We start from the raw sequence: 22704 nt of genomic DNA, 5'->3' as shown, positions 1-22704 counted from the left end.
CAGGGGTCAAACGGGTATTTGCCTGCCAACCGAAAAGAGCGCGCCCCGTTGCGCGCTTTTGATTGTTTGAATAAGCACGGTAAAAGCCGTGCAAAACTGCGGACCAGTAAAATGAAAATCAAGAATTCGCTTAAAGCGCTTAAGGCCCGTCATCGCGATAACCGCCTGGTTCGCCGCAAGGGCCGCGTCTACATCATCAACAAGCAGAACCCGCGCTTCAAGGCTCGTCAGGGCTGATTGAGTGCCACTGCGGTTCGCGATCACATCGCGGATCACTTTGTTGACAGTGCAGAACTTTGCATTTGATATTGGGCGCAGTCGGGTTAAGCTTTAACCCATGCGCCCAAATCGTTTTTGCACGGCTATCATCGTCGCTCAGGGTTTCCTGCTTTCGGGCCTCCTGCTTTCAGGAATGGCGTCCCTTGGTCATGCGGCAGATAGTCAGCCTCCCGCAGCCATGGAGGCTGCGCCTTCACCTGCAAAGACAGTTGACAGTCTTTTCGCATCGCTGAAAAAAGAGCGGAATGCGGTCAAGGCGCGCAGCATTGCCAACCAGATCGCTTCCGAATGGAACGATTCCGGCAGCGCGACAATCAATCTCCTGATGCAATGGGCAGGTGAAGCCGCAGACGACAAGCGCAACGCCGCCGCTTACGATTTTCTCGACCAGGCTATTTTACTCGATCCGGACTACGTGCAGGCGCCCTATCGCCGCGCCATGGTGCATTTTGCGGATGGCGACACCCGAAAGGCGATGGCGGATATCAATCTGACGCTGGAGAAGGAGCCGCGCTATTTTCCGGCATTGGCGAGCCTTGCAAACATCCTCGAAGCCTCAGGCCGTGACGATCTGGCGCTGAAAGCCTGGGAACGCTATCTCGCGCTCTATCCCGCGGACAAGGACGCCCGCAAAGAGGCCGCTGACCTTTCTGAAAAGCTGGCTGGCACTCGCAGCTGAATATCGCAGACGATCCAAACAAAAATCGCCGCAAAAGCGGCGATTTTTCATTGTGGGACCGTCAAACGATCATTCCATGCCAAGCGCAGCCATATAGGTCTGAAGAATGGTTTCTTCCTCGATACGCTCGTTGGCGTCCTTCTTGCGCAGGCGGATGATGGTGCGGATCGCCTTGGTATCGTAGCCACGACCCTTCGCCTCGCCCATGACATCCTTGATGTCTCCCTGAATGGCGGCCTTTTCCTCTTCGAGACGCTCGACGCGCTCGATGAATTGACGCAGTTCGGCGGCGGCGACGGTTTCGGTGGTGCTCGTTTCGTCCATCATATCATCCTTCATTGGTAGCAGCTCGGGTGAGCCTTGTTCATTAAATCCAGGCGAAGCCTTCGCCGGTCGCCGCCAGCCGGGCAGCAAAAATTCCGGCCTGTGACCTGCCCACTGACGGGCCTCACGTCAAGTCGTTTCCGTCGCTCGGGGGTTATTCCGTTGGCTTGTTCTGCTCAAAGGCGGCTTTCTGGGCGTCGCTCGCCTTCGCCTGATATTTTTCCTTCCACTCCTCATAGGGCATTCCGTAGACGATTTCCCGGGATTGCTCCTTGGTGAGTGCAACGCCGGCCTCGTTAGCGGCTTCCCCATACCAGTTGGAAAGGCAATTCCGGCAAAAGCCCGCGAGATTCATCAGGTCGATGTTCTGCACATCGTGGCGCTCGCGAAGATGCTCGACGAGACGGCGAAATGCGGCGGCCTCGAATTCAATCTGCTGTTTGTCATTCGGTGTCGTCATGGGGCAGCTCCAGGCTCAGTAGGGGCCGGTGCGAGAGGTGAACAGCTCATATTCATGCAAAATGGGATCGTCGTTCATTGCGGCGAAAATGGGAGCGAGCCGGTCCGACCATTCGGCAATCCCTTCCTCATCCGCGATCAAATCCTGCCGAACTTCAAGAAGCGCATGCGGTATGCCCTTCATCATGCAATGGCGATACATGGTATCGCCCTTCAGCGCCCCGTCATAGGGTTCGTTGTCACCAACGAGAATGTCGCCGGTCGCGCGCAGATGCGCCAGAAGCGGATCGACCGCACGATTATCCGTGTCCCACAGAACCGCCGCATGCCAGGGCCGCGGTGTTTCTTTCCAGAATGGCGTGTACGAATGCAGCGACAGAACAAGCGGCGCTTCCCCCGATGACTGCGCTACACCGGTGAGCACGCGATCGACGGCATTGTGATAGGGACGATGAAAAAACTCGATCCGTCTTTGCCATTCATCATCCGAAATCGGGTGGTTGCCGGGGATGATCGCCCCGTCCGAAATCTTCATGATAAGGGTCGGATCGTCCTCGCCGCGATTGGGGTCGATCAGGAGGCGCGAAAATCGTCCAAGCACGGCCGGCACGCCGAGGCGGGCCGCAAGAGAACGCGTCAGCCCTTCAATGCCAATATCAAATGCGATGTGACGATGAAAAGCGGTTTGCGGAAGGCCAAGTTTGCCGTAGTGTGCCGGCAGGAGGTTCATGGCATGGTCCGCCAGAAGAACCATGCCTTTGTCATAATCGCCTTCTATGATTTCATAGGGTATGAAGTCGTTCATCGATAATTTTCTGGGGCAGGATTGAGGAGAAAAGCTTGATGGCATGGCTTGAGGCCGGGCGCAAGTTTCGGCGACAGAACAGCCATCTACCTTATCGCACTCACGATCCCACGAACAATATAATCGATTAAACTCGCGTTGACTTTCTTTGGCGGCCACGCCAAGAAGTGTGTTCATTATAACCATGGAATCCGGATGGAAGCCGTGACTCAGTCATCTCTCGCTCTTCCTCGCCACTTTCGGCATCTTGCCCGTCTTTTCTCCGCAGCGGCATTGTTTCTGACCCCGTTTGTCTTCGTGGAGGCCGCGCATGCGGATTTCCGCGTCTGCAACAGCACGCAAAACCTCGTGGGGGTCGCAATCGGCTACCGGGCGCAGGACGGCTGGGTCAGTGAAGGTTGGTGGCAGGTCCCCTCCTCCACCTGCGCAACGCTGATAGAGGGTGAGTTGCAGTCGCGTTATTATTATCTTTATGCCGAGGACGCCGCTCACGGCGGCCGCTGGACCGGTGACGTCAACATGTGCGTGGCGGAAAACGAGTTCAAAATCGCCGGCGTAGACGATTGTTATGCCCGCAGCTTCCAGAGAATGGGTTTCAAGGAATATGACACGGGCAGACAGGGCAGCTGGATGGTCCAGCTTTCCGATACGCCAGGCACACAGGGAAATCAAAACTGATGAAGCGTAACCGCAAAGTCAAAATTCTTGCAACTCTCGGCCCCGCCTCTTCCGACGAGGCAATGATCGAAAAGCTGCATCTGGCCGGCGCCGATCTCTTCCGCATCAACATGAGCCATGCGAGCCACGACGTGATGCGGACGCTGATTGAGCGTATTCGCTCCGTCGAAAGCCGTAACGGCCGTCCCATCGGCATTCTGGCCGACTTGCAGGGTCCCAAGCTGCGCGTCGGTAAATTTGCCGAAACCAAGGTTGATCTCGTTCCCGGCCAGACGTTTACGCTGGACAATAACGATACGCCCGGCGACAACACCCGCGTTTTCCTGCCGCATCCTGAAATTCTCGAAGCGGTCAAGCCTGGCCACCGCCTGCTGATCGATGACGGCAAGCTGCATCTGCGCGCTGAGAAGAGCGACGGCAAGAGCATCGTCACCACTGTTGTTTCGGGCACCCGGATTTCCGACCGCAAGGGCATTAGCCTGCCCGACACCTTGCTCGGCGTCGGCGTTCTGACCGACAAGGACCGCGTCGACCTCGACGCCGTTCTCGCAACCAACGAAGTGGACTGGGTTGCCCTTTCCTTCGTTCAGCGCCCGGAAGACCTGGCCGAAGTGCGCAAGATTTCGCGCGGTCGCGTTGGCCTGATGTCCAAGATCGAGAAGCCCCAGGCTATTGAGCGCATCGAAGAAATCATCGAGCTTTCCGACGCATTGATGGTCGCACGCGGCGATCTCGGCGTGGAAATGCCGCTGGAAGCCGTTCCGGGTATCCAGAAACAGCTGACCCGCGCCTGCCGTCGTGCCGGCAAGCCGGTTGTCGTTGCCACACAGATGCTGGAATCGATGATCACAGCTCCGGTTCCGACCCGTGCGGAAGTTTCGGACGTTGCGACTGCCGTATTCGAAGGCGCCGACGCTATCATGCTCTCGGCCGAGTCCGCTTCCGGCGATTATCCGATCGAAGCCGTATCGACCATGGCATCCATCGCCAGCACGGTGGAACAGGACCCCTATTATTCCAACATCATCTACGCGCAGCGCCCACAGCCGGAAGCGACGGGTGCAGACGCCATTTCGCTTGCTGCCCGCCAGATTGCCGAAACGCTGAAGCTCGCGGCGATCGTCACCTACACCTCGTCCGGCACAACGGGTCTGCGCGCCGCGCGCGAGCGGCCGCAGGTTCCGATCATTGCGCTTTCGCCGATCATCCAGACCGCACGCCGTCTGTCGGTCGTCTGGGGCCTGCATTGCGTGGTTACCGGTGACGCCAGCGATCTGGACGATATGGTGAACCGCGCTTGTCGCATCGTCGTGTCCGAAGGTTTCGGCAAGCCGGGCGACCGCATCATCATCTCCGCCGGCGTGCCGCTCGGCACCCCCGGCGCGACCAACATGGTGCGCATCGCCTATATCGGTTCGGACGGCCAGAGCGGCGTCTGATATCGCGATATCAAGCACAATAAAAAACCCGCCGTCACCGGCGGGTTTTTTGTTGGCCTTTCGGCCGCATTGCAGAAAGCGGGGCTCAGTGCATCTTCACCGGCGTGCTGAAACGGCTGGACTCGATCGCCGCTGCACCGGGCTTGAAGCTTGCCGATGTGGCGGAAGCCGACATGTCGTGGCTGAGCATACGGTTGGCGACGACGCGCGGCGCCTTCACCGAACGGCCGGTCGAGCCCTTGTTCTGGTTGAGCGCCCAGTCCGAGATCAGATCCTGCGTCAGACGACCACCGCCGACCATGGCCTGATGGGAAACGGCGGCATCCTGCCTGCTCGGGCGTGAGCCCTTGGTCGGCAAGCCGGCCGTCAGCCCACCATTGATGGAGGGTTTCAGATCAAAGGCGTCACCGAAACCTGCCTCTGGCTCAGCCTTCGCCGTTTCGGCGGGAGCGACTGTAACCTTGTGGTTGACGGCAGCCGGGAACGGCGCGGCTGTCGGCACGGTAGCGGAATTGATCTGCGAACGGGCAGCCTGACCGCTCTGTTCCAGAGCAGCAACCACAGTCGGCGAAAGCGTATCTTTCCGCTCTTCGGCGAGATCTTCGTCGCCTTCCGGATCAGCATTGGCCTGTGCCAGCAGGGCTTCCGCCACAGCCGGACGATTGGCCGGCACCGGAATAGACGCAAGTTCGCCCGTCGCTGCGGGTGTCGCACCATCTGCGGATGCCGTCAGGATCGATCCTTCAGCGTCGCCACGCATGCCACGCGGCCCAAGAAGCGTCGGCACAGGCACGGATACCTCAGCCAGATCGGCAAACTGCTGACGCTCGGCCGGAGCAGAGGTCGGCGTCGGTGTTGTCGCAGCCTGGAGGGCATCCTGCGCCGCATTACGGGCAGGAGAATAAAGCGCGGTGGCAAGGCCCGTATTGGCCGGAGGCTGGTTGCCGAAAGCTGGACGTGCAATGGGCAGCGGCGCAGTGCTCACACCGGGAAGCGGTTGGGCGGAAGCAACGGCGATCGTCGGTTCTGGCTCAGGTGCAGCAGGCGGTGGCGTTGCAGGGCGAGCGACAGCCGGACGTTCTGCGGGCTGCGGCGTAGCGATGCTATCGGGATCTTCATCCTCGTCGCCTCCGCCAAAGAGCGCCTGCAACAGAGTCTTGCGCTTGCCGCCACCACCGGAGGACGCAGGGCCGGCACCGGCGCTGGAAGCAACCTGAATGGAAGAAGAATTGACGCGCTTCTTGTAGTCAGCCAAGGCCTGTTCATAACCGGGAAGCGGATTGCCATCGGAAGGAACGTGCAGCGTATTGCCCTTGGGGAAGATACGCACGAGTTCCTGACGGCTCATGCGCGGCCAGGCACGAACGCCGCCGACATCCATGTGCACGAAGGGAGAACCCGAGGTCGGGTAGAAACCTACGCCGCCAATCTGCATCTGCATGCCGATTTCGCGCAGTGTGGAAAGCTTCACGCCCGGAATGTAAAAATCCATGGCCTTGCCGAGCATATGCTGGCTTTTTTCCGCCACGCCCTTGGTGCGCGTGCGCAGGAGGCCGTTAGTCTCAGGCGAACGGAAGGCCGAAACAACGTTGATGTAATCGGTCGCGCCACTGCGGCGGTAGACTTCCCACACAAGATCGAAAAGACGCGGATCCATCCGCGTCGGTTGGTTACGACGCCAGTCACGCAAAAAGCGGTTCAGCTCCTGCAGACCCTTCTGGTCGTATTTTCCGTTGCGCTTGAAGGTTATGACCGCCTTCTCGCGTGTATGGATATAATACAGTTTGAGACTGCGCGTTTCGGCGAAAGCTTCCGTCGCCGAGACACCTGCGAATGGCATTGCGGCGAGCATCAAGCAGGCAAAGGTGACAGCGCGTGCCGACAGCTTCGTGCATATATCCTTGATCAAGCCGCGCGCGATCTTGGTCGACAGCGCGATATTTCGATGCAGATATGGCAATTCGATCCCCGCCTGGAAGACAATTTCTGTCACATTGCCTCAAATGAACGTCAAATACGGTGACACGATGGCAAAATTGCCACACAGATGCAACCTTCCTCTATATAGTGAATCAGCCACTAACAAGAGGTTTATAGACGGTAAGCGGATATCCTTGCTCAGAAGTTAACGAATCTTGCTATCTGCCGTCGAATAGGCGGTTTGTGCAATCAGGCCGCATCCCGCAACGGATCGTCCGGATCAATGCCATAGTCCTTCAGCTTGCGATAAAGCGTCGAGCGGCCGATACCAAGTTTCCTTGCGACCTGACTCATCTGCCCGCGATAAAAACGAAGGGCAAAACGGATAAGCTCCTCTTCGATCTCGGCCAGCTTCCTGATATTGCCTGAGTCGTCCATGCTGGAGATCAGGTTTCCTCCCCGATATATTGTGGTGGAAATATCTGACGCCTCATCCAGAATGGCGTGACTTTCGGCGGCCGGCGGCGGCGGAGAATAGGCGGCGAGTTTCAGCGACGATCCAGACGGCGACCGGATCGACTCACCCGCATCGTCCCTACCTGCGAATTCCGGCAATTGCAGCGCGATTTGCGGAAAATCGGAATCCGCCAGTTCCTCGCCCTGCGACAGCACGACGGCGCGGAAGACCGCATTTTCAAGCTGGCGGATATTGCCCGGCCAGTCATAGGCCGTTAGCAGTGCCAGCGCGCTAGCATCGAGGCCGACGGGATTTGGCAATTTCTGTTCCACCGAAAAACGCTCCGCGAACACCCGTGCTAGATGGGGAATATCCTCCTTGCGCCGGCGCAACGCCGGAATGGTGATAGGAAAGACGTTGAGGCGATAATACAGGTCCTCGCGGAAGCGGCCTTCCTTCACCTCTTCGATGAGATTCTTGTTGGTGGCGGAAATCAGGCGGACATTCACCTTCTGCACACGCGCGGAACCGACAGTTTCGATTTCGCCCTGCTGAACTGCCCGCAGTAGCTTTACCTGCACGTCGAGCGGCAGATCACCGATTTCATCGAGGAACAGCGTTCCGCCATCCGCTTCCATGAACTTGCCAACGTGTTTTTCCGTGGCACCGGTAAAAGCGCCCTTCTCGTGACCGAAAAGAATACTCTCCACCAGATTGTGCGGGATAGCGCCGCAATTGACGGTGATGAATGGTTTGTTCGCCCTGTCGCCAGCCGACTGGATTGCACGGGCGACCATTTCCTTGCCGACGCCGGATTCGCCTTCCAGTACCACGGGAATGCTGGACTGGGCGGCGCGCTGCGCCAGTTCTATCACCCTCAGCATGGCCGGGCTTGCGGAAACGATATCAGTAAAATTCACGGCATTGCTCCGTCCGCGCCTGCCCGTGCGGGCCTTTGCCTCTCTCCTGTCGAGCTTGAGGGCATTGGAGATGGCGGCGCCGATCCGTTCCGGCGAGACCGGCTTGACGACGAAATCGAAGGCGCCGGCGCGCATGGCCTGCACGACGGTATCGATGCCGCCCTGCCCCGTCTGGACGATGACCGGGACGTCGGTGCCGAGTTCGCCAACGGCTTTGAGGAAGGCAAGGCCATCCATTTCCGGCATCATCAGGTCGAGGACGACAACATTGATCTCGCCGCTATATTGCTTGAGCAGCTCCAGCCCCGCCCTGCCGTTTTCTGCAAGCAAGGCCAGATGCCCATAACGTTCCACCGCATTTTTGAGCAGGCGGCGCTGGACGGGATCATCGTCTATCACGAGAACATGCGCGGTCATTTTTGGCTCCGGTTTCCGGTTTATGGACCTGCGTCATGCGGTCCCTTGTGGTGCACTCTGGCACGGGAGATTTGAACATCCAGTTTTGAGATTTGCTTGCATTTTATCCATTGCTGCGGGAAACAAAGGCCCCATATGCTGCGCAGGCATAACGACAAGGACGCGTTCGATGACCCTCAATCGCCCAACACCGCACCCCGTATTTTCGCTTGCCGAAACCTCCGGCCCTGCCCTTGGCGACCTGCCCGGCTGGAAACTCTCGGATCTCTATCCCTCGGGCGATTCGCCGGAATACAAGGGCGACATTGAGAAGGCGGCGACGCTGGCGGCGGCTTTCGAGGATAAATGGAAGGGCAAGCTTGAAGACGCCGCAAAGGCGACGGGCGCCAACGGCATCGGCGCTGCTCTCAAGGAATATGAAGCGCTGGACGATCTTATCGGCCGCATCGGTTCCTTTGCGGGGCTGACGTATTTTTCAGATACCTCCAACCCGGCAAACGGCAAGCTTTACGGCGACGCCCAGGCGAAACTGACGGATATTTCCGCCCATCTGCTGTTCTTTACGCTTGAACTGAACCGCATCGACGACGCCGTAATGGATGCCTGCATGGCAAACGATGCCTTAGCTGGGCACTACAGGCCGTGGCTGGTGGATTTGCGCAAGGACAAGCCGCACCAGCTCGATGACCAGCTCGAACAGCTATTCCTCGAAAAATCGATGACGAGTGCCAGCGCCTTCAACCGCCTGTTCGACGAGACGATGGCCGACCTGCGCTTCGATATAGACGGCGCAAGCCTTTCGCTGGAAGTAACGCTCAATATGCTTCAGGAGCCGGAGCCGGAAACTCGCAAGAAGGCAGCACAGGCGCTCAGCACCACCTTCACCAATAATCTGCGGGTCTTCACCCTCATCACCAACACACTGGCCAAGGACAAGGATATTTCCGACCGCTGGCGCAAGTTCGAAGACATCGCCGACAGCCGCCATCTGGCAAACCGTGTGGAGCGCGAGGTCGTAGACGCTCTGGCTGCCGCCGTGAAAAACGCCTATCCGCGCCTTTCGCATCGTTATTACGCCATGAAGGCGAAATGGCTCGGCATGGAACAGATGAACTACTGGGACCGCAACGCGCCGCTTCCCGATACATCGAATACTATCATTCCCTGGGATGAGGCGAAGGACACCGTGCTGTCCGCCTATGGCGATTTTGCGCCGGAGATGGCCGATATCGCCCGCCGTTTCTTCGATGAGCAATGGATCGACGCCCCCGCCCGGCCCGGCAAGGCGCCGGGCGCCTTCGCGCATCCGACCGTGCCTTCGGCCCATCCTTATGTCCTCGTCAACTATCTCGGCAAACCGCGCGACGTGATGACGCTTGCCCATGAGCTTGGCCACGGCGTGCACCAGGTGCTGGCCGGCGATCAAGGCGCGCTGATGTGCGCGACGCCGCTGACGCTTGCCGAAACTGCCTCCGTTTTCGGAGAAATGCTGACCTTCCGCAAATTGCTTGACGACACGAAGGACGTCAGGGAACGCAAGGCCATGCTCGCCCGCAAGGTCGAGGACATGATCAACACGGTCGTGCGACAGATCGCGTTTTATGAATTCGAACGCAAGCTGCACACCGCCCGCAAGCAGGGTGAGTTGACCTCCGAACAGATCGGTGAATTGTGGCTTTCCATTCAGGCCGAGAGCCTCGGCCCGGCGATCAAGATTTCCGAAGGGTATGAGACCTGGTGGACCTACATCCCCCATTTCATCCACTCTCCCTTCTATGTTTATGCCTATGCCTTCGGTGATTGCCTGGTGAACTCGCTGTATGCCGTTTACCAGAAGGCCGAGACCGGCTTTCAGGAGAAATATTTCGAGCTTTTGAAAGCAGGCGGCACCAAGCACCATTCGGAACTTCTGAAACCATTCGGCCTCGACGCGACAGACCCTTCCTTCTGGGACAAGGGTCTTGCCGTGATCGAAGGGCTGATCGACGAACTGGAAGCGCTTGACAGCAAACAGGCCTGATTGCCTCCGAAAAATACCGATGACAGGCGACGAGCAAAGGCAATGAAACGCAAACCCGCCGATCTGACCTTGAGAGAAACGCTGCGCTGGGAGCCGCAATCGGGCTTTCAGCGCATTGACCAGCATATGCGCCGGCTATTGCGCTCAGCCGATGCGCTCGGTTTCCGAGCACCGGCCAACGCGGTTCAGGTACTGGAGAAGAAGGTGGGCGGCGAAAGTCCGCTCTGCGTGAAGCTGGTCATGAACTACAAGGGTGAGCTCGATATCGAAACGGCCGAGTTTCGGCCGTTGCAGGAGGGAACCGTCTGGCGGATCCGCATCGCGACGCAAACCAGGCTTGATTCCACCGACACCTTCTATCGCCACAAATCATCGCGCCGGGAACCCTATGATGCCGCCCGCGCCGAATTTTCAGCCGGGGATGCAGACGAGGTTCTGCTGCTCAACGAGCGCGGCGAGTTGTGCGAGGGATCATCGACCAGCATCTTCGTCGAAATGCCGGACGGGCAATTGCTGACGCCGCCGCTCGACAGCGGTATTCTGCCGGGCGTTCTGCGTGCCGATCTCATCCGCCAGCGCAAGGCACGCGGGCAGGCATTGAAGCCGGAGGATATTGCCGGTCGACGGCTGTTCGTGGGAAATTCGCTGCATGGGCTGATTGCGGCGGAGCTGGTCTAGACCGTCACCGCCAAAAGCCGGTCGCGGCCCTTTTCCTTGGCAGCGTAAAGCGCTTGATCGGCGCGCATGAAAACATCGTCGGCACTTTCTGCCATCCGATAGGTCGTCATTCCAGCGGAACAGCTATAGGAAAAATCCGGAAACTCGGCCAGAGGTCTGGAAAGACGCACCTTTTGCAGTAGCCGCTCGACGATCTCCCGGCTCTCAACAACCGAACTGCGCGGCAGGATGAGCATGAATTCCTCACCGCCGATCCTGCCAAAACAATCCACCCGCCGGACGACGGAATGGGCGATCCCGACAAAATCGCGCAGCACCGCATCGCCGCATTTGTGGCCAAAACGATCGTTGATGTGCTTGAAAAAGTCGATGTCGAGCGTGCAAAGGCAAAAGGGCGCTTCAAGCCCCTTGCCGACCCGCTCCACCTGCAGCGCGAGTTTGGCGAAAACAAAACGCCGGTTCGCCGTTCCCGTCAATTCGTCGGTCTGCGAGGCGCGCACCGCCAGATCCCGGTCCTGCCGCAGGGTTCTGTAGCCCTGGCGCAATTCGGTGACATCGCTTGCGACACACAGCATCCAGCCATCCTGCTGCACCGTCTCCGTCATCCAGAACCAGCGGCCGTCATACATGTCCATCTCGAAGGCACGATACGGCAGCTTGCCGCGCCGGGACTGCGCCGACAAAAGCCAGCCCTCGAAATCGCTGTTTCTGACGACCACGCCGGTTCGCAGACGGTGGTTCAAGCGCATGATTTCCGCCCAGGTCGAAAAATCATCGTCGGCAAGCTGAAAGCTCTGCCGAAACGACGGGTTGGCATGCCGCAACCGGTCTTCGGAATCGTAAAGTGCAATAAGAACGGGGGTGGCGCTCTGAAGCGCTGCGACACGCTCAATAAGACTATTCAACAGGCAACACTCCTGTGATGACGAAAAGCCCCCTTTTCGTCATCTTGCAAAAGCCCCCAAGCCCTAGGGCATATACACGAAAAGAAGAACTTGATTATAAACGTAGTCTCTAAAATGCGAAGGGGAAGAATGCGGTCGGAAGGTCTCGACTTCAATCTCGCCGGATCGCAACCGCGCAGAACGGGATCACCACACACCAACCCGTCACAACTTTCGCATCCCGGGCTTGCGCTACCGTCATATGTCCGTCATGCACCTGCCCTTTATTGTGGCACGCTTTTATGATCTAGCTTACTTATTGGCTTAAAAAGGAAAAATGACGAATGACGGACGCAAACCATCCGATTTACGGCGATATTGACGGCCCCATCATCATGATCGGCTTCGGCTCCATCGGGCGCGGCACTCTTCCGTTGATCGAACGTCATTTCAACTTCGACAAGACCAGGCTCGTCGTCATCGACCCGCGCGAGGATATCGCAGCGTATCTGGCCGAGAGAAACATTCGCCATATCCGTACGCATCTGACCAAAGAAAACTACAAGGAGGTGCTCAAGCCACTCCTTAAAGGGGTTCAGGGTCAGGGCTTCTGCGTCAATCTTTCGGTCGATGCCGCATCCGTCGATCTGATGAGGCTCTGCCGCAAACATGGCATGCTCTACATCGACACCGTAGTGGAGCCGTGGCCCGGCTTTTACTTCGATGCAGACGCCGACAATGCCTCCCGTACCAATTATTCGCTGCGCGAGACCATGCTGAAAGAAAAGGCTCGGAAACCGGGCGGCACAACGGCCGTTTCCACCTGCGGTGCAAATCCCGGCATGGTGTCCTGGTTCGTAAAACAGGCGCTGGTCAATCTCGCCAAGGATAGCGGTCTCGACATCGAAGAGCCGCGACCGCATGACCAGCAGGCATGGGCAAAGCTCATGCAGCAGCTCGGCGTCAAGGGCGTGCATGTGGCAGAGCGCGATACGCAGCGGGCAAAAAATCCCAAGCCCTTCGGCGCATTCTGGAACACCTGGTCCGTCGAGGGTTTTATCGCCGAAGGTTTTCAGCCCGCCGAACTCGGCTGGGGAACGCATGAAAACTGGATGCCGAAAAACGCGAAAAAACAAAAAAAGGGCAGCAAGGCAGCGATCTATCTCGATCAGCCCGGCGCCAATACGCGGGTACGGACATGGTGTCCCGGACAAGGGCCGCAATATGGATTTCTGGTCACCCACAACGAGGCGATCTCGATTTCCGACTATTTCACCGTCCGCAATGACGAAGGCGATCTGATCTACCGGCCCACCTGTCACTATGCCTACCACCCCTGCAACGACGCCGTCCTTTCCCTGCACGAACTTTTCGGTAATGGCGGCACGCCGCAGCCGATCCAGCATGTGCTTGGCGAAGACGAGCTTGTCGATGGTGCCGACGAGCTGGGTGTTCTTCTCTACGGCCATGACAAAAATGCCTATTGGTATGGCTCGCGGCTAACCTTGCAGGAGGCACGGGCGCTCGCCCCCAGCCAGAACGCGACCGGATTGCAGGTCAGCTCCGCGGTACTGGCCGGAATGGTTTGGGCGCTTGAAAATCCGCAGGCCGGCATCGTCGAGGCGGATGAAATGGATTATCGCCGTTGCCTTGAGGTGCAGCGTCCCTATCTTGGACCGGTCGAAGGACATTACACGGACTGGACGCCGCTCGACGGTCGCCCGGGACTGTTTCCAGACAATATCGACACCTCGGATCCCTGGCAGTTCCGCAACATCCTCGTGCGCTGAGGACATGGCGTCTCATATTTGTCACGCAGGTGTTTTCATGACGGATGTCAGGAACCCGGGAGAGCAAACAACGTTGCCTTGAAATAAATAACGCTTCACGGCATGGTCGAAACATCAGGGTTTCATCGAATCGCAGGAGAACAGGCTCATGAACTTCAAGACAAGCGCTGCTTTGCTTTGTGCCGCAATCGCGGTGTCTTCATGCGTTGCGCCGGGTCCCTCCCAGCAGACGTCGATGGCACCCTCGCTTGCCCGCGGCCCGGCCGTGGATGGCCGCTGGATCGACCGCAACGGCATCGTATCGACATTCCAGAACGGTGCTTTCTCCACCCGTTCGACCGATACCAACACGCTTCTGGCATCAGGCACCTATGTCACGATTTCGCCGACGCTCTATGAAATCAACATGACGTCGTTGGTGCGCAACACGCAATCGCGCGTCAACTGCGCGCTCGTCTCCCCGTCACAACTGAACTGCACGACGGACAGCAACAGCCAGTTCTCGCTAACGCGTCAGGGCTGATAACACAGACTTTTCAATGGCATGAGCTTTTAAAACGCACGCCTCAAGCGTGCGTTTTGCTTTATTGCGCCACTGTCACAATTTCCGCTTGCGGCAGCTGCCGCTAAATGGAAACATCGCGCTTTGAAAGACTGACATACTTTCAGACTAGAGAATGAGCACGGCCTGATGATGATCGACCGGCCAGGGCTTCCGCTTTGAACAGGAGAGAGGGACCATGAAGAAAATTTTGAGACTGAGTATGCTGAGCGTTTCCGCGATAACGCTTTCAGCCGGAGCGGCTCTGGCCGACTACGAACTCAACATTCTTCACATTAACGATTTTCACTCCCGTATCGAATCGATCAATAAATTCGACTCGACCTGCTCGGCGGAAGAGGAAGGCAAAAACGAATGCTTTGGCGGCGCCGCGCGCCTCTTGACCGCAATCAACCAGACAAGGGACGCGCTCAAGGCTCAAGGCAAGAACGTTCTCCTGCTCAATGCCGGCGACAATTTTCAAGGCTCTCTGTTCTACACCACCTACAAGGGTACCGTTGAAGCCGAAGTGCTGAACGCCATGAAGTTCGACGCCATGACCGTCGGCAACCATGAATTCGACGATAGCGAAGACGGGCTTGCGGGCTTCCTCGACAAGGTTCAGTTTCCGGTCGTGACCGCCAATGTGGTTGCCAGCGCCGCCTCGAAAATCGGCGATCGCGTCAAGCCGTCCATCGTCCTTGAAGTCGGCGGCCAGAAAATCGGCATTGTCGGCGCTGTCGCCAACGACACGGCGGAACTTGCGACCCCCGGCCCCAACATCACCATTGCGGAAGATGTCGCGAAAATCAGCGAACAGGTGCAGAAGCTGAAAGGCGAGGGTGTCAACAAGATCATTGCCCTGACCCATGTCGGATATCCACGCGACCTCGAATTTATCGCGAAAATCCCGGATGTGGACGTCGTTGTCGGCGGCCACTCGCATACGTTGCTCTCCAACACCGACCAGAAGGCCGAAGGGCCTTATCCGACACTCGTCGACAATCCCGGCGGCTACAAGGTTCCGGTCGTTCAGGCAGGGCAATACAGCAAATATCTGGGTGACCTGCGCGTCGTCTTCGATGACAGCGGCGTGGTCAAGGAAAGCAAGGGCGATCCGATCCTGATCGATTCATCCTTCAAACCCGACGAAGCAACGCTCAAGCGTATCGATGAACTGAAAGCTCCGATCGAGGCGCTGAAATCGAAGGTCGTCGGCACTTCGGAAGGCCCGATCGAAGGTGACCGCAAGGTTTGCCGCGTCAAAGAATGCTCCATGGGTAATCTGGTAGCGGATGCGACCCTTGCCCGCGTCAAGGATCAGGGCGTCACCATCGCTTTCGCAAATAGCGGTGGCCTGCGCTCCTCCATCGATAGCGGCGATGTCTCGATGGGCGAAGTCCTGACGGTTCTGCCGTTCCAGAACACGGTCGCGACTTTCCAGCTGAAGGGCGAGGATATTCGCGCTGCCCTCGAAAACGGCGTCAGCCAGATCGACGATGGCGCGGGTCGTTTCATGCAGGTTTCAGGCATGAAATATTCCTTCGACCGCTCCAAGCCAGCCGGCAGCCGCGTTACTGCGGTCGAGGTCAAGGAGGGCGACGCTTTCGTGCCTCTCGACCCGGCAAAGACCTACACTGTTGCGGCGAATAATTACGTTCGCACCGGCGGCGATGGCTTCAAGGTATTCGCGACCAAGGCGATCAACGCCTATGACTTCGGCCCCAACCTCGAAGAGGCTGTAGCTGCCTATATTACGGCCAACAGCCCCTATAAGCCCTTCACGGACGGCCGCATCACCGAAGTGACGCCTGCCGGTTATGTGGCTCCGGCAAAGCCCGCTGCATCAGCGCCTGCCGCAACAGCACCGGCGGCAACTGCAACCGCTCCGGCCGCCACACCAGCCCCGGCTCCCGCAGCACCTGCTGCGACTGCGCCTGCCACCACCACGCCGGCAGCGGCCGCGGCTGCCGCCAGCAAATATGTCGTCGCAAAGGGCGATTCGCTCTGGAAGATCGCGGCGGAGAAGTATGGCGACGGTGCCCTTTGGACCAGGATTGCCAAGGCAAACACGCTGAAGCATCCGAACCATATCGAGATCGGCGAGGAACTGGAGGTTCCGGCTCAATAAGCCGCGAACACACAGACAGGGCAATTTGCCGCAGACGGGAAGCCGGCCTCGCACCATGAGGCCGGCTTCTTATTTTCCCTTTAAAAACAGATCATTACAGGCTGCGTTTTATCAAAAGACAATGCGTTCGTTACCGCACCTCGGAAATCACCTCCGCAGGTGGTTCAATCCTTACAAATTTCGTCTAGAACACGTGAACAAATTGACGGCACGAGCATATAGCTTGAGCATTTCCGGCAAAACCGCGTCACGGTTTGCGTCCGGCCATGTATAAAAACAAAAAATGGAGCGTTTCCGCCCTTTATCCCAAACGGAAACGTTCTCACGCAACCAGTACGAGTTCAGGGTGTCATTCATGACGACAGAATTATCCGCACTTCCCGTAGACCATCCCCGCGTAAGATTTGGCAAGGTCGGCGTTCTGCTTGTCAATCTTGGCACGCCGGATGGTACGGACTATTGGCCGATGCGCCGTTATCTGGCGGAATTTCTGAGCGACAAACGCGTCATCGAATGGTCGCGCCTCTACTGGTATCCGATCCTGTACGGCATCGTCCTCAACAAGCGCCCGCAGAAGGTCGGCAAGGCCTATGAGGCAATCTGGAACCGCGATCGCAACGAAAGCTATCTGCGCACCTATACCCGCAGCCAGGGCGAACTAATGGCACAGGCGCTGAAGGATTTGCCCAATGTCGTCGTTGACTGGGCCATGCGCTACGGCCAGCCTTCCATCGCCTCGAAAATCGACGCGCTGAAGGAGCAGGGATGCGAGAAAATCCTGCTATTCCCGCTCTATCCGCAATATGCCGCATCGACCACGGCGACGGTGAACGACAAGGCTTTCGAACATCTGATGAAGCTGCGCTGGCAGCCCGCCATCCGCACCGTTCCGCCCTATCATGACGATCCTGCCTATATCGAGGGGCTTGCCGCCTCCGTCAAAAACCATCTGGCAACGCTGGACTGGGAACCGGAGATGCTGATCACCTCCTTCCACGGCATTCCGCAATCCTACTTCAGGAAGGGCGATCCCTATTATTGCCACTGCCAGAAGACCGCCCGTCTGCTGAAGGAAGCGCTGGGACGGACCGAGAAGAACTTCATGATCACCTTCCAGTCGCGTTTCGGGCCGGAAGAATGGCTGCAGCCCTATACCGACAAGACCATGGAAAAGCTGGCATCCGAGGGCATCAAACGCATCGCCGTCATGAATCCCGGTTTCGTATCGGATTGTCTTGAAACGCTGGAGGAAATTGCCGGTGAGGCCGGAGAAATCTTCCTGCATAATGGCGGCGAGAAATTCACCCACATCCCGTGTCTCAACGACAGCGTCGAGGGTATGACAGTTCTCGAAAAGGTTGTACGACAAGAGTTGCAAGGTTGGGTGTAATCTTGCCATAACGATGCGGGTGTAAGATCCCAAAAGGTTGTGGTGCTGGAGGAAAAAGTGATGATTGCATTGGGCGGTTTCGATATCGTCGTCATAGCGGCGGTTGTTTTGGTTATTCTGGTGCTCTTTGCCGGCATCAAGACCGTACCGCAGGGACATCGCTACACGGTTGAACGGTTCGGGCGCTACACCCGCACACTCGAGCCGGGCCTCAACCTCATCGTGCCGTTCTTCGAAAGCATCGGTTCGAAGATGAATGTGATGGAGCAGGTTCTGCATATACCGACACAGGAAGTTATCACCCGCGATAATGCCAGTGTCTCGGCTGATGCCGTCACTTTCTATCAGGTCCTCAATGCCGCGCAGGCCGCTTACCAGATCACCAATCTGGAAATGGCTATTGAAAACCTCACCATGACCAACATCCGCTCGGTAATGGGCTCGATGGATCTCGATGAGTTATTGTCGAACCGTGATGCCATCAACGATCGCCTGCTGCGCGTGGTTGACGAGGCGGTGGGACCATGGGGTATCAAGGTTACGCGCATCGAGATCAAAGATATCGCGCCGCCGAAAGATCTCGTCGATTCCATGGCAAGGCAGATGAAGGCGGAGCGTGAAAAACGCGCGCAGGTGCTGGAGGCCGAGGGCGCCCGCAATGCTCAGATTCTGCGCGCAGAGGGCGCAAAACAATCTGCCATTCTCGAGGCGGAAGGCCAGCGCGAAGCGGCGTTCCGCGATGCCGAGGCCCGCGAGCGTCTGGCCGAGGCCGAAGCCAACGCCACCCGCATGGTGTCGGAAGCCATCGCTGCCGGCAATGTCCACGCGATCAATTACTTCGTTGCCCAGAAATATACCGAAGCGCTCTCCAGTATCGGCACCGCCAAAAACTCGAAAATCGTGTTGATGCCGATGGAGGCTTCTGCATTGATCGGCTCGCTCGGCGGCATAGGGGCAATCGCCCGTGACGTTTTCGGCGACAAGGGCGATGCACCAACGGCGCCTGCCGTCCCCGCATCTTCCCGCTCGGTGCCGCCGTCGCGGCCTTCGGCCCAGGCCATCAACGTGACAATTCCCGGTAATCCCTTCGGCTCTTCATCGGAGAAGTGACGATGCTGCAACGGCTTGCCACGGAACTGGGACCATGGAGCTGGTGGATTGCCGGCTTCATTCTGCTGGCTGCCGAGCTGGTCGCTCCGGGCGTGTTTCTGATCTGGATTGGCATTGCCGCGCTGGTGATCGGCGCGCTCTCCCTGCTGTTCTGGGATGCTGCATTCTGGGCGTGGCAATTGCAACTGGTGCTGTTTGCCGCCCTCTCCATCGCCTTCGCCCTGCTTGGCCGGAAATATTTCGGCAAAAACCGTGAGGCAAGCGACGAACCCTTCCTCAATCAACGGGAAGCCAGCCTTGTTGGCCGCACAGCAACCCTGCAGGAGCCGGTTGTCGAAGGACGCGGCCGCATAAGGCTGGACGATACCTGGTGGTCCGTTAACGGTGAGGACATGCCAGCCGGAACACGTGTCAGGATCGCAGCTGCGCGTGGCCGGACCCTGACGATAGAGCCGCTCGACCGCCCATAGCGATCAGGCTACACCGATTCTCAACAGATCGTGGAAATGCACCAGCCCTATTGGTCGGTTATCGTCATCAACGACGATCAGCGCACCGATATGGAATTTTTCCAGCGTCGCGAGAGCGCTGGTCGCCAGCACCGATTTTTTGACCGTTTTCGGAGTACGGGTCATGATGTCGTCCACCGTCAATTCCGCGAGGTTGCGCGACAGGTTGCGCGCCATATCGCCCTCGGTGACGATGCCACACAGACGGCCATCCTCGTCGAGAATACCGACGCAGCCGAAATGCTTGCGGGAAAGAACACTGACTGCTTCCGGCATGGAAGTTCCCTTGCCGACTAGCGGCACCCGGTCGCCGGTATGCATGATATCGCTGACCAGCGTAAGGCCCGCGCCCAGTTTGCCGCCGGGGTGAAACACCTTGAAATCACCGGCAGTGAAATTGCGTGCTTCCAGAAGCGCAACGGCAAGGGCATCGCCAAGTGCCAGCTGCATCAATGTTGAGGTGGTAGGCGCAAGTCCGAGCGGGCAGGCTTCCTGTTCATTGGGAACCAGAAGCACGATATCGGCTGCCTTCGCCAGCGATGCACTCTCCGAACAGGTAAGTGCAATCAGCGGGATGGAGAAACGGCGCGAATAGTTGATGATGCTACGCAGCTCTGAACTTTCACCGCCTTTGGAGATCGCCAGCACCACATCATCGCCGCCGATCATGCCCAGATCGCCGTGGTTGGCCTCTGCCGCATGCACGAAAAACGCAGGCGTTCCCGTGGAGGCGAAGGTGGCCGCGAGCTTGGCGCCTATGTGGCCGCTTTTACCAACACCGGTGATGATGAGGCGGCCATTAGACTGGCCGATCGTCTCGATCGCCTTGCAGAAAGGTTCGGAAAGCCCGTTCCTGAGGGCCTCTTCAAGAGCGGCAAGGCCAGCCCTCTCCATCGAAATCGTCCGCACGGCGGATTCAATCGCATTGTCTTCAACCAGTTTGACGGCTCTCGTAATCATGGCCGACTGTTACTATTTCAACCGGAATAAGTCCACTCTACAGCCGAAAATCGCCGCTCTTTAGTGGCGCAGGTTCGGCGGAGAAATCTCCTCCATCGTTCCCATCCGCTTGAAAGGGATGTTCTCTTCATCGACCAGATATCGCCCGACTGTCCTTATCCACGAGATAGAGCCGTCATCACGGCGCACGGCATATTCCTGATGGTAAAAGCTGGCGGCCTTGAGCGTCGTGAGCGCCGTTTCGATCACATGATTGCGATGGCCGATATCCACTTTTTCGAGCATCTGGAAAATGCTGATGCCCTGCATCGCCTGCCGCAAAGGAATGCCCAAGAGTTCAGCGCAGACTTCGTCTAGATAGAATCGGTCATTGGTAATATCCCAGCAATAAAAACCGACCTGCTTGACGTTCAAAACGGGATTCATGAAACGACGCTGTGACACAAAATAAAAATCAATTGGATTGCTAAAATAAAACGGACGAGTTCCACCCAATCATAGGGCGATTCCGTATCAAAATGAAACGTTTAAATCTGATCATATTCGAAATATTGGGCATCTCGGCAAATTTTCTTCAGTCGCGGTGCCGAAGCGGCCAGATCGAACGAGGAAGCCCCCCAGCTTTGCCGCAGCCACAGATGTGGTGAAATCCGGGAGGTCTTTATCAACTGTTAACCATAAAAATCCTATTGTTAAAGCGATATTAAAACTTGCGTCGCGTGTCTGGTCTCTTGGTCGTCCACTTCATCTGTCTGCCGCTCATTCGGCTTCAGGAAATGCTGAGACGAACTTTCGATCCGACATCGGCCAAATGCGCCGGGTGAAGAGGAATGATTGTGAAGGGCACCGCCACACGTCTGCCGACGTCGCGGAAAGCAGCAACCCTGCTGCTGCTTGCCTGTACGCTTCTCTACACCCCGGGGACTGTTTTCGCGCAAACAGCGGCCACGCGGCTGCCGGTCGCAGTTCCATCCGGCGATTCAACGCCGACAGAGAACCCCACAACGACAACTGAAAACGAGGCAAGCACGGTGCGAGCAGCACCGCCACAGCAACTATGGCGCCCCTCGAATAATCCGGGCGACCCCATTTCCGAACAGCAGGAAGAAGCGGGCCAGCCTTATGCCGACGCGGAAAACCCATATGAGCCAACGGTAGACGGCGGTGAAAACCCGCAAAGAGCCACCGAACCCGGACAAACCCCCGGCATCCGGCTCGGTACATTCCTGCTGCGGCCTTCGATCAGCCAAACGATCAATACGGAAAAGCAGACGAACACCGGCGGCCCTTCCAGACGTAACTACCTGACGACAGGTATTCGCGGCACGCTAACCAGCGACTGGTCCCGCCATGCGCTGACTGTAACAGGCGATGGCGCCTGGGAGAAAAATTTCGGCAGCAAGAATGGTGAAGAGCCGAGGGCGCGGATAGAAGCCGATCTGCGCCTCGATCTCGGCGAAGAAACGACGGCTAATCTCAAGGCGGGTTACGAATTCAGTCGTGAAGGCACCACGGACCCCAACGCTTTGACCGGCGCTGCCGTTCAGGGCGGAGAACACCGTTTCACGACCGGCGCATCGATCCAACGGGATTTCGGCAAGCTGCGCGGGCTGGCGGCGCTCGATCTGTCGCGTACGGTCTACACGGATGCAAAGGGCATAAACGGCCAGCCGATCAGTCTTAGCGATCGCGACCAAAACGGCGCGAACCTGCGCGGCCGCATCGGCTACGAATTGTCACCGGCCCTGATCCCGTTCCTCGAATTGAACGCGGGAACGACCAAATATGACAGGCGCCTGGACAATACCGGTTACGCACGATCCTCGAATTCCTACGGCGCCAAAATTGGAGCCGAGGTCGATCTTGGCGAGAAGACCCGCGGCGAGGCCGCCATCGGCTATCTACGCAAACAATATGACGACGACCGCATCGCTTCCATCGGCGCGCTGACACTGGACGGCGAACTGAACTGGTCGCCGCAGCGCGGCACCAACGTCAATCTTGGCCTGCGCACGACGATAGAGGATTTCGCCGGCGGACCACAGGGCGGCTGGATTTCCTATCGGCTGGATGCCGGGCTGACCCATGAATTGCGCAGCAATCTGGTCGCGCGGCTGACCGGGCAGATCGTGCACCGGACATTTCCCTCCTCCGATATCGAGGATGCCGTGGAATACACCGCAGGCGCTGGCTTGACCTGGGGGCTGAACCGCTATCTCGATCTGACGGCGGACGTTAGTTATCAGTGGACGCCAATTTATGACAGCAACGAACTGCGCGTCGGCGCGGGGCTTGTCCTGAAACGATAGCGTCG

Annotated in this window: 21 protein-coding genes; 13 read left to right on the top strand and 8 right to left on the bottom strand. The window is 57.8% G+C overall.

Features of this window, described 5'->3' with window-relative positions:
- Window positions 1–111 precede the first annotated feature (111 nt).
- On the top strand, window positions 112–237 hold the full coding sequence (gene ykgO, locus AC5SEO_RS00815) for a type B 50S ribosomal protein L36 (protein ID WP_003497670.1): 126 nt from the start codon (window positions 112–114) through the stop codon (window positions 235–237).
- 100 nt (window positions 238–337) lie between these two features.
- Window positions 338–958, top strand: a complete 621-nt coding sequence (locus tag AC5SEO_RS00810; protein ID WP_041694645.1) for a tetratricopeptide repeat protein — start codon at window positions 338–340, stop codon at window positions 956–958.
- Between the two features lie 69 nt (window positions 959–1027).
- Here AC5SEO_RS00810 and AC5SEO_RS00805 read toward each other — a convergent pair whose 3' ends face one another.
- The 3 genes from AC5SEO_RS00805 to AC5SEO_RS00795 all read right to left on the bottom strand — a co-directional run bounded on the left by AC5SEO_RS00805 (window position 1028) and on the right by AC5SEO_RS00795 (window position 2546).
- Window positions 1028–1285 carry a DUF2312 domain-containing protein gene (locus AC5SEO_RS00805; protein ID WP_006314683.1) on the bottom strand — a complete coding sequence of 86 codons (258 nt, stop codon included), beginning with the start codon at window positions 1283–1285 and terminating at the stop codon, window positions 1028–1030.
- Window positions 1286–1436: 151 nt separating this feature from the next.
- A complete protein-coding gene (locus AC5SEO_RS00800; protein ID WP_013761845.1) occupies window positions 1437–1742 on the bottom strand; it encodes a DUF1244 domain-containing protein in 306 nt (101 codons plus the stop codon).
- Window positions 1743–1757: 15 nt separating this feature from the next.
- Complete coding sequence (locus AC5SEO_RS00795; protein ID WP_035199675.1) at window positions 1758–2546, bottom strand: N-formylglutamate amidohydrolase; 789 nt, start codon at window positions 2544–2546, stop codon at window positions 1758–1760.
- A gap of 273 nt (window positions 2547–2819) precedes the next feature.
- Here AC5SEO_RS00795 and AC5SEO_RS00790 point away from each other — a divergent pair, with 273 nt between their 5' ends.
- A complete protein-coding gene (locus AC5SEO_RS00790; RefSeq protein WP_370647635.1) occupies window positions 2820–3224 on the top strand; it encodes a DUF1036 domain-containing protein in 405 nt (134 codons plus the stop codon).
- Window positions 3224–4663 (top strand): pyruvate kinase, encoded by a 1440-nt coding sequence (gene pyk, locus AC5SEO_RS00785; RefSeq protein WP_003511440.1) that lies wholly within the window; start codon window positions 3224–3226, stop codon window positions 4661–4663. Before AC5SEO_RS00790 ends, pyk begins: the two co-directional genes overlap by 1 nt.
- Before the next feature lie 85 nt (window positions 4664–4748).
- Here the strand turns inward: pyk and AC5SEO_RS00780 are convergent, their stop codons facing one another.
- The gene (locus tag AC5SEO_RS00780) at window positions 4749–6656 is read right to left on the bottom strand and encodes a peptidoglycan L,D-endopeptidase MepK (protein ID WP_003511441.1); all 1908 of its coding nucleotides are present in this window, start codon (window positions 6654–6656) and stop codon (window positions 4749–4751) included.
- 176 nt (window positions 6657–6832) lie between these two features.
- Window positions 6833–8377, bottom strand: a complete 1545-nt coding sequence (locus AC5SEO_RS00775; protein WP_013761848.1) for a sigma-54-dependent transcriptional regulator — start codon at window positions 8375–8377, stop codon at window positions 6833–6835.
- 169 nt (window positions 8378–8546) lie between these two features.
- On the opposite strand from AC5SEO_RS00775, the gene AC5SEO_RS00770 reads away from it, so the two are divergent.
- Both AC5SEO_RS00770 and AC5SEO_RS00765 read left to right on the top strand, forming a co-directional pair.
- Complete coding sequence (locus tag AC5SEO_RS00770; RefSeq protein ID WP_013761849.1) at window positions 8547–10397, top strand: M3 family oligoendopeptidase; 1851 nt, start codon at window positions 8547–8549, stop codon at window positions 10395–10397.
- Between the two features lie 42 nt (window positions 10398–10439).
- Window positions 10440–11075: an aminotransferase class IV family protein gene (locus tag AC5SEO_RS00765; RefSeq protein WP_013761850.1), complete on the top strand. Its 636-nt coding sequence runs from the start codon at window positions 10440–10442 to the stop codon at window positions 11073–11075.
- Here the strand turns inward: AC5SEO_RS00765 and AC5SEO_RS00760 are convergent.
- Window positions 11072–11980: a sensor domain-containing diguanylate cyclase gene (locus tag AC5SEO_RS00760; RefSeq protein WP_003511446.1), complete on the bottom strand. Its 909-nt coding sequence runs from the start codon at window positions 11978–11980 to the stop codon at window positions 11072–11074. The genes AC5SEO_RS00765 and AC5SEO_RS00760 overlap by 4 nt on opposite strands.
- A 323-nt stretch (window positions 11981–12303) precedes the next feature.
- On the opposite strand from AC5SEO_RS00760, the gene AC5SEO_RS00755 reads away from it, so the two are divergent.
- The 6 genes from AC5SEO_RS00755 (at window position 12304) to AC5SEO_RS00730 (ending at window position 19391) form a co-directional block, all read left to right on the top strand.
- Window positions 12304–13749, top strand: coding sequence for a homospermidine synthase (locus AC5SEO_RS00755; RefSeq protein WP_076845435.1), 1446 nt, complete (start codon window positions 12304–12306; stop codon window positions 13747–13749).
- A 148-nt stretch (window positions 13750–13897) separates the two neighbouring features.
- A complete protein-coding gene (omp10, locus tag AC5SEO_RS00750; RefSeq protein ID WP_003511448.1) occupies window positions 13898–14272 on the top strand; it encodes an outer membrane lipoprotein Omp10 in 375 nt (124 codons plus the stop codon).
- A 217-nt stretch (window positions 14273–14489) separates the two neighbouring features.
- A complete protein-coding gene (locus AC5SEO_RS00745) occupies window positions 14490–16421 on the top strand; it encodes a 5'-nucleotidase C-terminal domain-containing protein (RefSeq protein WP_013761852.1) in 1932 nt (643 codons plus the stop codon).
- 355 nt (window positions 16422–16776) lie between these two features.
- On the top strand, window positions 16777–17811 hold the full coding sequence (gene hemH, locus AC5SEO_RS00740) for a ferrochelatase (RefSeq protein ID WP_013761853.1): 1035 nt from the start codon (window positions 16777–16779) through the stop codon (window positions 17809–17811).
- 60 nt (window positions 17812–17871) lie between these two features.
- Entirely contained in the window at window positions 17872–18921 is a 1050-nt protein-coding gene (locus AC5SEO_RS00735) for an SPFH domain-containing protein (protein WP_013761854.1), read from the top strand.
- 2 nt (window positions 18922–18923) lie between these two features.
- Window positions 18924–19391, top strand: coding sequence for an NfeD family protein (locus tag AC5SEO_RS00730; protein WP_013761855.1), 468 nt, complete (start codon window positions 18924–18926; stop codon window positions 19389–19391).
- A gap of 3 nt (window positions 19392–19394) precedes the next feature.
- Here the strand turns inward: AC5SEO_RS00730 and AC5SEO_RS00725 are convergent, their stop codons facing one another.
- Together AC5SEO_RS00725 and AC5SEO_RS00720 are read right to left on the bottom strand one after the other, a co-directional pair.
- Window positions 19395–20390, bottom strand: a complete 996-nt coding sequence (locus AC5SEO_RS00725; protein WP_013761856.1) for a KpsF/GutQ family sugar-phosphate isomerase — start codon at window positions 20388–20390, stop codon at window positions 19395–19397.
- A gap of 60 nt (window positions 20391–20450) precedes the next feature.
- Window positions 20451–20816 carry a PAS domain-containing protein gene (locus tag AC5SEO_RS00720; protein WP_013761857.1) on the bottom strand — a complete coding sequence of 122 codons (366 nt, stop codon included), beginning with the start codon at window positions 20814–20816 and terminating at the stop codon, window positions 20451–20453.
- Between the two features lie 404 nt (window positions 20817–21220).
- Between AC5SEO_RS00720 and uppP the strand changes: the two genes are divergently transcribed.
- On the top strand, window positions 21221–22699 hold the full coding sequence (gene uppP / locus AC5SEO_RS00715; RefSeq protein WP_111795502.1) for a polysaccharide biosynthesis protein UppP: 1479 nt from the start codon (window positions 21221–21223) through the stop codon (window positions 22697–22699).
- The last annotated feature ends 5 nt before the right edge of the window (window positions 22700–22704 follow it).

The sequence above is a fragment of the Agrobacterium sp. K11 genome (genome assembly GCF_059429395.1).
Note: the sequence above shows the minus strand (reverse complement) of the source record. Positions and strands in the feature narration are given on the sequence as shown.